This window comes from Streptomyces sp. SID14515, assembly GCF_010548505.1.
Lineage (GTDB): Bacteria > Actinomycetota > Actinomycetes > Streptomycetales > Streptomycetaceae > Streptomyces > Streptomyces caviscabies.
Genome location: NZ_JAAGMH010000101.1, coordinates 26,016 through 39,338, shown reverse-complemented (window position 1 = coordinate 39,338; position 13,323 = coordinate 26,016). Strand labels below are relative to the sequence as shown.

Sequence of the window (13,323 nt, the reverse complement as noted above, 5' to 3'; positions counted from 1 at the left end):
ACCGAGAAAACCCGCCACTTCACCGAATACCGGACAGCACAGCACCCCATTCGTACAAGAACTGGTCAAAAAAATGTGAGGCAATTGTCGGCACACCGTCAACTTCGCTCATTTGGTGGCACGCTCTCCGCTCGTAGTCCCCCCACAGGACGACCAACGGAGAACACACATGAACCTCCACACCACCCCCCACAACTCCCGCACGCGCGGCACCCGTCGGCTCGCAGCACTCGCGGCGGTCGCCGCGATGGTGGTCGCCGGTGTCCAGGCCGGGTCCGCCGTCGCCACACCCGGCGGCGACGACGCCCGTACCACCGCGAAGACGCCCTCCACGGCCGCCGCCCTCGGCGTGAACCCCTCGGCGCAGCGCGCCACGGCGATCAAGTCGGCGCAGGCGGACGCCTCTTCGGCGGCGAAGGCCCTGAAGCTCGGCGGCCAGGAGAAGCTGATCGTCCGCGACGTCGTCAAGGACGCCACGGGCACGGTCCACACCCGCTACGAGCGCACCTACGACGGCCTGCCCGTCCTCGGCGGCGACCTCGTCACCCACACCGCCGCCGACGGCACGCTCAAGAGCGTGGACAAGGCGACGAAGGCGAAGATAGCCGTGGCGTCGACGACGCCGAAGCTGAAGGCCGCGGCCAGCGCCCGCAAGGTGATCTACGCGGGCGGCGGATCGCCCGTCCTCGCCTGGGAGACCGTCAAAACGGGTGTGCAGAAGGACGGCACGCCCAGCCGCGTCCACACCATCACCGACGCCACGACCGGCAAGAAGCTGCACAGCTACGAGGCGATCGAGACCGGCACCGGCAACAGCCAGTACAGCGGCGAGGTCGAGCTCACCACCACAAAGTCCGACTCCGGCTTCGAGCTGACCGACGGCGACCGCGGCGGGCACAAGACGTACGACCTGAACCAGGGCTCCTCCGGCACCGGCGAACTCGTCACGGACGACGACGACACCTGGGGCGACGGCACCGGCGAGGACCGGCAGACCGCCGCCGTCGACGCCCACTACGGCGCGGCGAAGACCTGGGACTTCTACAAGACGGCGCTCGGCCGCGACGGCATCGCGGGCGACGGCAAGGCCGCCTACTCCCGGGTCCACTACGGCGAGTCCTACGTCAACGCCTTCTGGGACGACAGCTGCTTCTGCATGACGTACGGCGACGGCGAGGGCAACAAGAACGCGCTCACCTCCATCGACGTCGCGGCCCACGAGATGACCCACGGGCTCACCTCCGCCACCGCCAACCTGGACTACGCGGGCGAGTCCGGCGGCCTCAACGAGGCGACCAGCGACATCCTCGGCGCCTCGGTGGAGTTCTTCGCCGACAACGCCTCGGACGCCGGCGACTACCTCATCGGCGAGAAGATCGACATCAACGGCGACGGCACCCCGCTGCGCTACATGGACCAGCCGAGCAAGGACGGCAGCTCGGCGGACTACTGGGACGAGAACCTCGGCGACATCGACGTCCACTACTCCTCCGGTGTCGCCAACCACTTCTTCTACCTGCTCGCCGAGGGCAGCGGAAAGAAGACGATCAACGGCGTCGACTACGACTCCCCGACCGCCGACGGCTCGACGCTGACGGGCATCGGCCGCGAGAAGGCCTACCAGATCTGGTACAAGGCCCTCTCCGTCTACATGACCTCCACCACCGACTACGCGGGCGCGCGCGTCGCGACCGAGAAGGCGGCGACCGACCTGTTCGGCGCGGACAGCGAGGAGCTGAAGGCGGTCTCGGCCACCTGGACCGGGGTCAACGTCAAGTAACGCGTCACACCAGGAAGTACGGGAGCCGGTCAGCCCTTCACGGGCGGCCGGCTTCCGCCGTACAGCCAGGCGTCCCACAGCTCGGTGAGGTCCTGCCCGGTCTCCTCCTCCACGTACGCGGTGAAGTCGTCGGTGGCGGCGTTGCCGTGCCGGTACTTCTTCGTCCACCCCCTGACCAGGGCGAAGAACTCCGCGTCGTCGTCCACGGCGAGCCGGATCCGGTGCACGACCATCGCCCCGCGCCCGTAGACCGGCGGCTCGGACAGCTCGGCGGCGGACGGCGGATCGGCGGGCGTGAAGGCCCAGTTCGCGTCGTCCTCGTACGCCTCGGCGAAGCTCTCCTCGACCGGTACGTCCTCGTGGTCCGCGGCCCAGAGCCACTCCGCGTACGTCGCGAAGCCCTCGTTCAGCCACATGTCCTGCCAGGTCTTCGGGGTGACGGAGTTCCCGAACCACTGGTGGGCCAGCTCGTGGACGAGGAGGCCGGTGTCGGGCGGGCCGGGGTAGACGGGCCGGTTCTGGGTCTCCAGGGCGTAGGCCGAGTCGCCCGTCCGCTCGACGATCGCCCCGGCCGAGGAGAAGGGGTACGGGCCGAACTTCCCGGCCGACCACTTCAGTACGGCCGGCATCCGCGCCAGCACGTCCTCGCTCGCGGCGGCCGACTCCGGGTCCACGGCGGTGAACAGCCGGACACCGTCGGGGGTCACCGACTCCTCGGTGACGAACCGCCCGACGGCGACGGTCGCCAGATAGCTCGCCATCGGCTCGGCGGTCCGCCAGCGGTAGGCGGTGCGTCCGTTCGCCGTACGGCGGGAGACCAGCTCGCCGTTGGAGATCCCGGCGAGCCCTTCGGGGACCGTGATCGCGATGTCGTACGCGGCCTTGTCGCTCGGGTGGTGGTTGCCGGGGAACCAGGCCATGGACCCGGTCGGCTCGCCGAGCGCGACCGCGCCGTCCGCCGTCCGCAGCCAGCCCTCCTTCGACCCGTCCGGGTCGGTGACGGTCCGCGGGGAGCCGGAGTAGCGCACGACGGCGGTGAACGTGCGCCCCTTGCGCAGCCGGTCCTCGACCTCGGCCGCCGGACGCAGCGTCAGCTCCTTGCCCGCCCGGTTCACGGCGGCCCGGCGGCCCTCGACGGTGGCGCTCTCGACGTCGAGCCCGAGCAGGTCGAGGTGGAAGGCGCTCAGGTCCTGGGTGGCGCGGGCGGTGATCGTGGCCGTGCCGCGCAGCCGGTCGGCGGCCGGGTCGACGTCGAGCTCCAGACCGTAGTGGGTGACGTCGTAGCCGCCGTTGCCGAGCCCGGGGAAGTAGGGATCGCGCAGCCCGACCGCGCCCGGAGTGCCCTCGACCCCGCCCGAACAGCCCCCGCCGAGAAGAGCGAGGGCGAGGAGCACGGGGACGTGGGCGGTGCGGCGACGGACCGGGTTCTGCTGATTCACCCGGTCGATCGTAGGGCCTGTCGTGCCGCTGCCCGGGACCGTTGCCCGGGGCCGTTGACCGGGGCCGAAGGAGCCGCCCGCCTCGGGGGAAGAACGGGCGGCTCCAGCTCAGAGGACGGCGATACCGAGCGGCCGGTTGCCCGCGGTCAGCCGAACCGGCTCACTCTCCTCGTCGTCCAGGTCGACGACCGTGATGCCGTTCCAGTACCCGTCGCGGGTGAAGCCGCCGGTGACGTACGCCGTGCGGCCGTCCTCGGATACCGCCACGTCCTCGTGCGGCCCGTCCAGCGGAACGATGCGCTCCGTGCCGTCCGGGGTGCGGACGGTGAGCGAGGGCTCCTGGTCGTCCGGGCCGATCGGGCCGGTGCCGACCACCAGGAGGGTGCCGTCGGGGGCGAGGGCCGCGCCGTGCTGGTGGGTGTCGGCGGTCATCCGCTCGACCGTCACCTTCCCGGTGCGCGGGTCGAGTACGGCCAGCCGCTCCCCCTCGAAGGGCAGCAGCAGCTTGCCGTCGGCGGGGCGTACGACGGCGTAGTGCGGCTTCAGCCAGGAGCCGAGCCCGCCCTCCGTGCCGTACGGGGCGACCTCCATGCGCCGGGTCCTCAGCGTGTCCGCGTCCACCGCCGTCACGTCGAAGGAGTCGTGACCGGTGGCGTACACCTCGCGGCCGTCCGCCGACACGTCCACATCGAAGGGGCGCATGCCGACCGGCGCGGTGCCGGTGACCTCGCGGGTGGCGGTGTCGATGACCTCGACCGCGCCGTTGCCGCCGGGCACGTTGACCCCGACGTAGACGTGTTCCCCGTCCGGGGCCAGGGCGACGCCCATGCCGCCGCCCCGGTACTCGCCGGTGGTGACCGGGCCGGACTCGGTCTCGTACGGGACGAGCGCGAGCCGGGTCCGCCGCTGCGTGTCGACGACCGCGACGCCCTCGGCGGTGGCGACCCAGGCCCGCCCGTCCTCGCCGACGACGAGTCCGTAGGGCGCGGTACCGACCTGCACCGAGGCGATGGGGGCCCCGCCCTCCCCGGAACCGTCCCGGCCCGGGTCGACGAAGGTCACGGTGTCGCTGCCGAAGTCGGCGACGAGGAGCGTGCCTTCGGGGGTGCGGCCGGCGGGGGCGCGGGAAGGGTCGGGGGTCGCGACGGCGTCGGACGCTCCGGACGCGGCGGAGGTGTCCGGGGCGCCCGAGGCGCCCGGTGCCGCCTCCGTCGTGCCGGTCGCGCATCCGGCGAGCAGGGCGGCGGCGAGCAGGCCGAGCGTGAGACGGCGGGCGCGGGGGGCTGGGCGCGGGGTGCGGGCCGGGGAGGCCTCGCGGACGCCGGGGGTCCGGGAGCCGGCTCGGGGGTTCCGGAAGACGGCGCGCGGGGTCCGGGAGACGGCTCGCGGGGTCCGGGAGACGGCTCGGGGGTTCCAGGAAGCGGCGCGCGGGGTCCAGAAGGCGGCGCGCGGGGTCCAGGAGACGGCGTGGGGGCCGCGGGCGCCGGTCATGCTGCGGCTCGCAGCAGGGCGGCGAGCTCGGCGAAGCCGCGTCGTTCGGCGTGGGCGAGCGCGGTGACCCCGTCGCCGTCCGGCAGGTCCCGGGTCGCCCCGGCCGCGAGCAGCAGCTCCACGACCTGCTGGTGCGCGAGCCCGCCCTCGCCGAGGATCACCGTTTCCAGCAGGGCGGTCCAGCCGAGCCGGTTGACATGGTCGACGTCGATATCGGTGACCCGCAGCACCTCCCGTACGTACGCGACATGGCCGCGTTCGCTCGCCGGGATGAGGGAGACGCCACCGAACCGGTTGCGCAGGGTCAGGTCCGGGCCGGCCGGCAGCAGCACATGCAGCATCGCGACGCTGCCGGTGACCCCGGTGGCCAGCCACGGGCTGTCCTCGCGCAGATCCTGGGCGTTCGGGTCGGCCCCGGCGGCCACGAGCAGCCGGGCCGCCTCGACGTGGTCGCCGTGGACGGCGAGGAGCAGCGGCGTACGCAACTCCTCGTCGCGGACGTCGACCCGGGCGCCGCCCTCGATCGCGGTGCGCACACCTTCGGTGTCGCCGGTGCGTGCGGCGGTGAGCAGGTCGTGATCGAGGGCGTTCATGGGTCTTCCTTCCGCTGAGGGCTCCGCTGGGGGCTTCCGCTGCGAGCGGGCGTGACTACCGGGCGAGGGCGGCGACGCCCGCCTGGGCGAACTTCTCGTCGAGGTCGCCGCTGGGCGCGCCGGCCACACCGATGCCCGCCACCGGGGCGCCCTTGACCTGGACCGGGGCGCCGCCCGCGAGGAACAGGGTGCCGGGGATGTCCTTCAGGTTCGGGGCCTGCTCCAGGCGCTTGGTCAGCTCGGAGGTGGTGGCGTTCCAGGAGACGGCGGTATACGCCTTCTTCACCGCGGACTCGGGGGACTGCGGGCCCGCGCCGTCGCCGCGCAGGGTGACGATGGTGTTGCCGTTGCGGTCGACGACCGCGACGGAGACCCGCTGGTTCTCCTTCTTCGCCGCGTCCAGCGTGGCCTGCGCGGCCTTGGTGGCGGCGGCCACGGTGAGGTGGGTGGACTGCTGGAGGTTGCGGTTGTTCGTGTCGGCCTTGACCGCGGCGGCCGGGGCGGCCGCCGGGGAGGAGGCGCTGGCGGACATCGCACCGAAGGTGCCGGCCCCGAGGGCGGCGACGACGACGGCGCCGGTGACGACACGGGTGCGCAGCGACAGCTTCTTCATGGTGGCTCCTTGGTGATCCGGGGGCGGCCCGGGGGTTCGGGGTGCGAGGCGGCCCGGAGGTGTCCGGGCGTTTCGCTCTGGTATCGATCCTCCCGGCGGATCCGGCCCCGTACGGTCGACGTACCGGCTGCAAGCGACGCGCGGGTCGGCCGACGCCCCCATCAGCCGATCGGTTGATGCGGGGGTGGCCGGACCGGGTCACCATGGAGAGGTTTACGCAGGTCAGCGACGGAACGCACGGAACGTGAGGTACGGGGTGGAGCACCGCAGCGGTTCGCCGGAGGCGGCCGAGGGCTCCGGTACCGGGGCTGGGAGTTCCAGGATCTCCAGGTCCGAGGCCGAGAGCTCCGGGATCTCCGGGATCTCCGGGTCCGACCCGGACGCCCGCTGGCTCGCGCTCCTCATGCACGCCGCGTTCTTCCTGCTGCTGGGCGCCTCGCTGACCCGGTTCCTGATGCGGCACCCCGGTGAGGCCCGCACCCCGTGGATCATCGCCCTGTCGGTCACCCTGGCGGTGCTGTACCTCCTCGGCCCCGTCCTCGGCTCGCGCCCCACCCCGCGTCGGCTCACCTGGCTCGGCGTGCTCGTCCTCGTCTGGATGGTGCTGGTCGTCCTCGCGCCGAGCTTCGCGTGGTGCGCGGTGCCGCTCTTCTACACCGGGCTGCGCATCCTGCCGCCGCGCGCGGCCCTCGCCCTGGTGGCCCTGCTCACCGCGTTCGTGGTGGCCGCGCAACTGCGCCTGGCCACCGGGTTCGACCCGAACCTGGTCCTCGCCCCGCCCGCCGTGGCCGCCGTGGCGACCGCCGTCTTCGTCCATATGCAACGCCAGGCGGTACGCCAACGGGAACTGGCCGCACGTCAGCGCGAGCTGATCGACGACCTGCTCCGCACCCGGCGCGAACTGGCGGCCACCGAGCGGCGCGAAGGCACCCTCGCCGAGCGCCAGCGGCTCTCCATGGAGATCCACGACACCCTGGCGCAGGGCCTGTCCAGCCAGCAGATGCTGCTCCAGGCGGCCGACCGCACCTGGAGCGCCGACCCGGAGGCCGCCCGCCGCCATGTCCGTACGGCCACCGGCATCGCGGAACGCAACCTCGCCGAGGCCCGCCGCTTCGTCCACGACCTGGCCCCGGCCGACCTGGCGGAGGGCGGCGGCCTGGAGGCGGCCCTGCACGCGCTGGCGGCCCGCGAGAGCGCCCAGGCGGCGGGCGCGCTCACCGTCCACTGCCATGTGGAGGGCACCCCGCACGCCCCGCTGCCGGACCGGGTGCAGTCCGCCCTGCTGCGCATCGCCCAGGGGGCCCTGGCCAATGTGCGCGAGCACGCCGGGGCCACCGCCGCCGGGCTGACCCTGACCCACCTGGACGACCGGGTGGTCCTCGACATCGGCGACAACGGCCGCGGCTTCACCGTGGAGCCGGACGGGCCGCGTCCGGTGAGCGGCGTCCGCGGCCACGGGCTCCCGGCGATCCGGGCCCGCGTGCACCAGCTCGGCGGAACGCTCACGATCGAGTCGGCGCCGGGCGAGGGCACGGTGCTCTCGGCCGAGGTCCCGCTCACTCCGACATTCACCGCCCCGGAGGAACCCTCATGACCGGCCAGGACCCACAGACGACCCCCGTACGGATCCTCCTCTGCGACGACCACGTGGTCGTCCGCGCCGGGCTGCTCGCCCTCCTCGGCAGCGAACCGGACATCGAGGTCGTCGGCGAGGCCGGCAGCGGCGAGGAGGCCGTGGTGCTCGCCGCCCGCCTCACCCCGGACGTCGTCCTCATGGACCTCCAGCTCGGCGAGGGCATCGACGGCGTCGAGGCGACCCGCCGCATCGCGGCCGACGGCACGGTCCACGTCCTGGTGCTGACCACGTACGACACCGACGCCGACATCACCCGCGCCATCGAGGCGGGGGCCACCGGCTACCTGCTGAAGGCGGAACGCCCCGAGGAACTGTTCGCCGCGATCCGCTCCGCCGCCCAGGGCCGCACCACCCTCTCGGCGCCCGTCGCCAGCCGGGTGATGGCCCGGATGCGCAGCCCCCGCCCCAGCCTCACCGACCGCGAACGCGACATCCTGGCCCAGCTCTCCCAGGGCCTCGGCAACCGCGACATCGCCCGCGCCCTGTTCATCAGCGAGGCCACGGTCAAGACCCACCTGGGCCGGATCTACGACAAGCTCGGCGTCGACACCCGCGCGGGCGCGGTGTCGGTGGCCAAGGAGCAGCGCCTGCTGCCGTAGCCGCCGTGTCTGCCGTATCAGCCGCCGTCGAGCACCGCGTCGGCGGTCGCCGCGGTGACAGCCCTCTCGAACCACACATCCAGCACGGCGAGGTCCGTGCAGGAGCTGATGCGCTGTCGCGCCTCGTCCGGCACCGCCACGCCGCGCACCTCAAGAATCCGCAGAATGTCCTCGACGCGCCCCTCCACACGCCCCTCGACACGTCCTTCGTCACGGAAGCTCTCGGCGACGAAGCCGCGGAAGTGGCTGAGACCAGTGCCCATCAGGTTCCTCCAGATCTCACGGGCCGGGGTGGCTCCCAGACCCGCCTCGGTGAATTCGGCGAAGACCGCTGCGGCATCGGCGTCCGTGGCCCGGAGCGCCTCGGCGAGAGCCTCCAGTATGGCAGCGATGTCGTGATCGTTACTATGGGTGATCGCCGAGAAGACGGCCATCGGGATGTCCTCGGCCGCCCTGGCGGCCTCCATGACCATCGGTACGTTGTGCGGCCCGAGCACCAAGGGGAAGACGACCAGGCTCGGGTGCTTGTCCAAGCCGATACGGATCGGCTCGGCCGCCCACTCCGCCGTCCCCTTGTCCCGGCAGACCACCAGGAGCACACACGGGTAGCGGAACTTCGCATAGAGATGGGCGAGGTAGTAGGCCCAACTGCTGCGCTTGTCGGGGTCCTTCTTGCTCTGTGCCTCGATCGCCAGCAACAGGGAGTCCCCACCCGCCACATCGATACGCATCAGCGTGTCCACGTGCCGTTCCAGCGGTCTGATCTCCGTGAGGTCCGTGTCCATGAGCGAAACGGCGACAGGATCCGGGAAGGGAATGCCCAGGGTGCGGAAGGCGCTCGTGAACAGACCCGGATTCTTCTGGAAGATCCGATGATGAGCCTCATGCGGCGAACTGACCATGAGCCGGACGCTAGAGGCCGACCTGCATATGCGTCCGGCAAACCCATGGCGCTTCACCCGATCGTGGCGGGCCGCCCCCAACGGGCATGACACCATCGATCCGTGCTCGACATCGGCTACTCCCTCTCCCGTCGCTTCCCCGACCCCCCGCAGACCGACTACCGCCGCGCGGACGTCCGCGCGCTGCGGCACGATCTGTTCTCCGGCGACGTCTACCTCGCGGACACCAAGGCGGACCGCGAGGTGTCCACAGCCTGGGGATGGGTGCCGGTGCTCGACTTCGCGTGGGCGCTGTGCGACATCGTCGAGCAGATCGACCAGGACCCGCGCGGCAACCGCTCGCACCGGCGGCAGTACGCGGAGCTGGACTTCACCGAATCCTCGGACGTCATGATCTTCGAGCGGCGCTTCGGCTGGGTCGACGTCGAGGCGGACTGGATGCCCGGCGACGAGCCGCCGCTCACCTTCAGCCACTCCCTCCTGCGCCGCGAGGCCCGCGACTTCCTGCACGACCTGATCGCCGACCTGGCCGACATGCACGACGGCCTGGCCGACAACCCCGTGATCTGGGACCTCCAGGCCCGCTTCCCCCGCATGTGACACGCCCGTACGGGAAGCGCCCGGGGCCGCTCAGGCCTCCACCCGCACCCCGATCTGCGCCGCGAACGCCGGGGCCAGCTCCATCAGCTGCGACGGGCTGATCACCGCGCCCGCCAGCCGGTCCACGCCGCGGGCGATGTCCAGCTCGGCCACCGCGCGCAGGTCCACCGACTCCATCCGGGCGCCGCTGAAGTCCGCCCGCTTCAGCACGCAGTCGCGGAACTCGACCCGGACCAGCTGCGCGTCCCCGAAGTCCGGCTCGGAGAGCACACAGCCCTCGAAGACGACGTCCTTCAGCCGGGCCTTGCGCAGATTCAGGTAGTCGATCTTGCCGCCGCGCACCACCACCCGCTCCAGCACCGCACCGTGCAGCTGCACCCCGCCCAGCCGCGCGTCCACCACCTCCACATCCCGCAGCGACGCCTCCGCGAGGTCGGTGCCCACGCCCCGTACGCCCGTCAGCACCGCGTCGATGAAGCGGGCCCGCGCCAGCTCCGTACGGTCCAGGGCACAGTCGTCCAGGGCGCAGTCCATGAACCGCGCACCGCGCCCCGAGGCGTCCGTCAGGTCCACCCCGTCGAACCGCACCCCGTCGTAGTCGCCGTCCGGCTCCAGGCCCTCGCCGTCGTACGGAACGAGCGGCGGCAACCGCACCTCCGGACGCCGCGCCGCCGCGACGGTCTCCTTCTTGCCCCTGGCCGACCTGGCCGCCCCTGCCGTCCTGCCCGCACTCGTTGCCATGGCCCCATCGTGACGCACCCCACTGACAACGCCCCCGCGTCCCATGTCACGCGCCGCCGCCCCCGATCCGTCGCATCATCAAAGAAGCGAAGGAGTTCCAGCCATGGAGCAGATCCACGTCATCGGCGGCGGCCTCGCCGGACTGACCGCCGCGATCACCGCGGCCGAATCCGGCGCCCGGGTCACCCTGCACGAGGGCCACCGGACCCTGGGCGGCCGGGCCAGGACCGCGGACGGCCCCCACCGCGCCAACGAGGGCCCGCACGCCCTGTACCGGCGCGGGCCGCACCGGACCTGGCTGGCCCGGCGCGGTCTGCTCGGCCCCGTCGTCTCCGTACCGCCCCTCGAAGGGCTCCGCTTCCGGTTCCGCCGCGCGGGGGCCGCCCGCCGGACCCCGCCCGTGGCCCTGCTGCGGCTCGCCCGGCACAGCGCCCGCACGGCCCCGGTGGACGGTACGTTCCTGGACTGGGCCGCCGCCCGGGTCGGCGAGGAGGGCGCCCGTGCCGCCGCGAACTTCGCCGCCACCGCCCTCTTCCACCACGACCCCGGCGCGCTCTCCGCCCGGTTCGTCCAGGAGCGCTTCCGCCGCCTCGCCTCGCTGCCGCCCGAGGCCCGCTACCCGGTCGGCGGCTGGGCGCGGCTCGTCGAGCGGATGGCCGCGCACGCCCGCGGCCTGGGAGTGGCGGTCGAGACGGGCGCCCGCGTCGACACCCGGGGGCTCGGCGAGCTGGCCCGTACCGGACCGGTGGTCGTCGCCACCTCCCTCGACGCCGCCCGCGCCCTCCTCGCCGACCCGTCGCTCAGCTGGGAGAGCGGCCGCACCGTCCTGGTGGACCTGGCCCTGCGCACCCGGCGCGGTGACGCGTTCGTCGTGTCGGACCTGGACGCGCCCGGCTGGCTGGAACGGTTCACCGCCCAGGACCCAGGCCTCGCCCCGGCCGGCGAGCAGCTGCTCCAGGGCCAGTTCCCGATCGGCCCCGACGCGCGCCGGGCGGAGGGGACCGCCCGCGCCGAGGACCTTCTCGACCTCGGCTTCCCCGGCTGGCGGGAGCGCACCACCTGGCGCGTCGAGGCGCTCGCCGACGGCCGCACCGGGGCCGTGGACCGCCCCGGCACCACCTGGCGGGACCGGCCCTCCGTGGTCCGGGGCGACGGCATCTTCCTGGCGGGCGACCAGGTCGCCGCCCCCGGGCTCCTCAGCGAGGTCTCCTTCACCAGCGGCCTCGAAGCCGCGATGCTCGCCGTGAAGGCGGCCGGACAGCGCTCCGGATCCGGGGTTGACCTCAACCGGACCTGAGGTACGAGGCTGGGCGCACGAGCCCCGCCCCGCCGCCATGGGGAGGGGCGCAGCCCAGCCCACCGCCCCCAGGGAGCCTTCATGCACGCCGTACGCCTCCACGCCTTCGGCCCCGCCGAGAACCTCGTGCACGAGAAGACCGAGGACCCCGTCCCCGGCCCCGGCCAGGTCCGGATCGCCGTGGCCGCGGCCGGCGTGCACCTCATCGACACCGTCCTGCGGGAAGGAGAGCCCGGCCCCTACCCGGCGCCCCCGGACCTCCCGACCATTCCCGGCCGCGAGGTCGCCGGAACAGTCGAGTCGCTGGGCGAAGGCACCGACGCCGACTGGCTCGGCAAGCGCGTCGTCGCCCACATCGGCACGGCGCCGGGCGGATACGCCGAGCTCACCGTCACCGAGGCCGACCGGCTCCACGAGATTCCCGAAGGGCTCGACGCCGCCGAGGCCGTCGCCATGATCGGCACCGGCCGCACCGCGCTCGGCATCCTCGCGTTCACCCCGCTCACCCCTCAGTCCGTGGTCGTCGTCACCGCTGCGGCCGGCGGCATCGGCACGCTCGTCGTCCAGTACGCGAAGAACGCCGGCGCCACCGTGATCGCACTGGCCGGCGGACCGGCGAAGGTGGCACGGGCCGAGGCCGAGGGCGCCGATCTCGCGCTCGACTACACCCGCCCCGACTGGCCGCGCCACGCCCGCGACTTCCTCGAAGCGGCCGGCCTGCGCGCCACCGTCGTCTACGACTCCGTCGGCGGAACCACCGCCCGCGCCGCCGTCGACCTCCTCGGGCCCGGCGGACAGCACGTCGTCTACGGCTGGTCCGGTCAGGGGGCCGACGGGGGCCCGATCACCTTCACCGACGAGGAACTGGCCGAACGCTCCATCACCTCCGGGTCCGTCCTCGGCCCGCAACTGTTCGAGCAGGGCGGCGGTCTGCGCGCCCTGGAGACCCGCGCCCTCGCCGAGGCGGCGGCCGGCCGACTGCGGCCCGCCGTGCAGCGCTTCCCGCTGGCCGAGGCCGCCGCCGCCCACCGGGCACTGGAGACCCGGGGCACGATGGGCAAGGTGGTCCTGGAGCCGTGACCGGGAGGCGCGTGGCCGGAAGGTGTGCGGCTGGGCACCCCCACGACAGGCCCTAGGCGGTGCCCAGCCGCGCCAACGGCCCGTCCGTCAGCCGGTACACCGTCCACTCGTCCTGCGGCCGGGCGCCCAGCGACTCGTAGAAGGCGATGGACGGGGCGTTCCAGTCGAGCACCGACCACTCCAGCCGCTGGTAGCCGCGCTCCACGCAGATCCGCGCCAGCTCCGTCAGCAGCGCCTTGCCGTGGCCGCCGCCGCGCCGCTCGGGGCGGACGTACAGATCCTCCAGGTAGATGCCGTGCACACCGCGCCAGGTGGAGAAGTTGAGGAACCACAGGGCGAACCCGATGACCTCGGCGCTGCCGTCGTCGGCCGTCGCCACATGCGCGTACGCGGCGGGCCGGTCGCCGAACAGGGCCTCGGCCAACTGCGCCTCGGAGGCGACGACCTCGTCGAGGGCCTTCTCGTACGCGGCGAGTTCACGCACGAGGGCGTGCAGGACGGGAATGTCGTCGGGGGTGGCGATACGAATCATGGGCGCAGCGTAGACAGCCC

Annotated in this window: 13 protein-coding genes; 6 read left to right on the top strand and 7 right to left on the bottom strand. The window is 73.1% G+C overall.

Annotated features, from left to right (window positions below; translation table 11 throughout):
* Positions 1 to 169: 169 nt before the first annotated feature.
* Positions 170 to 1,780: a M4 family metallopeptidase gene (locus G3I54_RS22755; protein ID WP_164616723.1), complete on the top strand. Its 1,611-nt coding sequence runs from the start codon at positions 170 to 172 to the stop codon at positions 1,778 to 1,780.
* A gap of 29 nt (positions 1,781 to 1,809) precedes the next feature.
* On the opposite strand, the gene G3I54_RS22750 is transcribed toward G3I54_RS22755, so the two are convergent.
* From G3I54_RS22750 to G3I54_RS22735, 4 genes are all read right to left on the bottom strand, one after another.
* On the bottom strand, positions 1,810 to 3,219 hold the full coding sequence (locus tag G3I54_RS22750) for a M1 family metallopeptidase (RefSeq protein ID WP_164616722.1): 1,410 nt from the start codon (positions 3,217 to 3,219) through the stop codon (positions 1,810 to 1,812).
* A 108-nt stretch (positions 3,220 to 3,327) separates the two neighbouring features.
* A complete protein-coding gene (locus G3I54_RS22745; protein WP_239144512.1) occupies positions 3,328 to 4,710 on the bottom strand; it encodes a hypothetical protein in 1,383 nt (460 codons plus the stop codon).
* Entirely contained in the window at positions 4,707 to 5,303 is a 597-nt protein-coding gene (locus G3I54_RS22740) for an ankyrin repeat domain-containing protein (RefSeq protein WP_164616721.1), read from the bottom strand. Before G3I54_RS22740 ends, G3I54_RS22745 begins: the two co-directional genes overlap by 4 nt.
* 55 nt (positions 5,304 to 5,358) lie before the next feature.
* Positions 5,359 to 5,916 carry a heme-binding protein gene (locus G3I54_RS22735; RefSeq protein WP_164616720.1) on the bottom strand — a complete coding sequence of 186 codons (558 nt, stop codon included), beginning with the start codon at positions 5,914 to 5,916 and terminating at the stop codon, positions 5,359 to 5,361.
* Between the two features lie 244 nt (positions 5,917 to 6,160).
* On the opposite strand from G3I54_RS22735, the gene G3I54_RS22730 reads away from it, so the two are divergent.
* A complete protein-coding gene (locus G3I54_RS22730; protein WP_343240396.1) occupies positions 6,161 to 7,510 on the top strand; it encodes a sensor histidine kinase in 1,350 nt (449 codons plus the stop codon).
* A complete protein-coding gene (locus G3I54_RS22725; protein WP_164616719.1) occupies positions 7,507 to 8,151 on the top strand; it encodes a response regulator transcription factor in 645 nt (214 codons plus the stop codon). The genes G3I54_RS22730 and G3I54_RS22725 overlap by 4 nt, the downstream gene beginning before the upstream one ends.
* A gap of 17 nt (positions 8,152 to 8,168) precedes the next feature.
* Here the strand turns inward: G3I54_RS22725 and G3I54_RS22720 are convergent, their stop codons facing one another.
* A complete protein-coding gene (locus G3I54_RS22720; RefSeq protein WP_343240395.1) occupies positions 8,169 to 8,936 on the bottom strand; it encodes a hypothetical protein in 768 nt (255 codons plus the stop codon).
* 219 nt (positions 8,937 to 9,155) lie between these two features.
* On the opposite strand from G3I54_RS22720, the gene G3I54_RS22715 reads away from it, so the two are divergent.
* Positions 9,156 to 9,653: a hypothetical protein gene (locus G3I54_RS22715; RefSeq protein ID WP_137234927.1), complete on the top strand. Its 498-nt coding sequence runs from the start codon at positions 9,156 to 9,158 to the stop codon at positions 9,651 to 9,653.
* Between the two features lie 30 nt (positions 9,654 to 9,683).
* Here the strand turns inward: G3I54_RS22715 and G3I54_RS22710 are convergent, their stop codons facing one another.
* A complete protein-coding gene (locus G3I54_RS22710; RefSeq protein WP_203686993.1) occupies positions 9,684 to 10,394 on the bottom strand; it encodes a pentapeptide repeat-containing protein in 711 nt (236 codons plus the stop codon).
* Between the two features lie 103 nt (positions 10,395 to 10,497).
* Here G3I54_RS22710 and G3I54_RS22705 point away from each other — a divergent pair, with 103 nt between their 5' ends.
* Positions 10,498 to 11,691, top strand: coding sequence for an NAD(P)-binding protein (locus tag G3I54_RS22705; protein ID WP_164616717.1), 1,194 nt, complete (start codon positions 10,498 to 10,500; stop codon positions 11,689 to 11,691).
* Between the two features lie 81 nt (positions 11,692 to 11,772).
* Positions 11,773 to 12,771 (top strand): zinc-binding dehydrogenase, encoded by a 999-nt coding sequence (locus G3I54_RS22700; protein WP_164616716.1) that lies wholly within the window; start codon positions 11,773 to 11,775, stop codon positions 12,769 to 12,771.
* Between the two features lie 52 nt (positions 12,772 to 12,823).
* Here the strand turns inward: G3I54_RS22700 and G3I54_RS22695 are convergent, their stop codons facing one another.
* Positions 12,824 to 13,303 carry a GNAT family N-acetyltransferase gene (locus tag G3I54_RS22695; protein ID WP_164616715.1) on the bottom strand — a complete coding sequence of 160 codons (480 nt, stop codon included), beginning with the start codon at positions 13,301 to 13,303 and terminating at the stop codon, positions 12,824 to 12,826.
* Between the last annotated feature and the right edge of the window lie 20 nt (positions 13,304 to 13,323).

What these genes read in the sequence shown, in the direction of transcription:
- G3I54_RS22735 (WP_164616720.1), bottom strand. Translation starts at nt 5,916, where the DNA reads ATGAAGAAGCTGTCGCTGCGCACCCGTGTCGTCACCGGCGCCGTCGTC.
- G3I54_RS22745 (WP_239144512.1), bottom strand. Translation starts at nt 4,710, where the DNA reads ATGACCGGCGCCCGCGGCCCCCACGCCGTCTCCTGGACCCCGCGCGCC.
- G3I54_RS22700 (WP_164616716.1), top strand. Translation starts at nt 11,773, where the DNA reads ATGCACGCCGTACGCCTCCACGCCTTCGGCCCCGCCGAGAACCTCGTG.
- G3I54_RS22710 (WP_203686993.1), bottom strand. Translation starts at nt 10,394, where the DNA reads ATGGCAACGAGTGCGGGCAGGACGGCAGGGGCGGCCAGGTCGGCCAGG.
- G3I54_RS22725 (WP_164616719.1), top strand. Translation starts at nt 7,507, where the DNA reads ATGACCGGCCAGGACCCACAGACGACCCCCGTACGGATCCTCCTCTGC.
- G3I54_RS22755 (WP_164616723.1), top strand. Translation starts at nt 170, where the DNA reads ATGAACCTCCACACCACCCCCCACAACTCCCGCACGCGCGGCACCCGT.
- G3I54_RS22695 (WP_164616715.1), bottom strand. Translation starts at nt 13,303, where the DNA reads ATGATTCGTATCGCCACCCCCGACGACATTCCCGTCCTGCACGCCCTC.
- G3I54_RS22720 (WP_343240395.1), bottom strand. Translation starts at nt 8,936, where the DNA reads ATGGACACGGACCTCACGGAGATCAGACCGCTGGAACGGCACGTGGAC.
- G3I54_RS22705 (WP_164616717.1), top strand. Translation starts at nt 10,498, where the DNA reads ATGGAGCAGATCCACGTCATCGGCGGCGGCCTCGCCGGACTGACCGCC.
- G3I54_RS22740 (WP_164616721.1), bottom strand. Translation starts at nt 5,303, where the DNA reads ATGAACGCCCTCGATCACGACCTGCTCACCGCCGCACGCACCGGCGAC.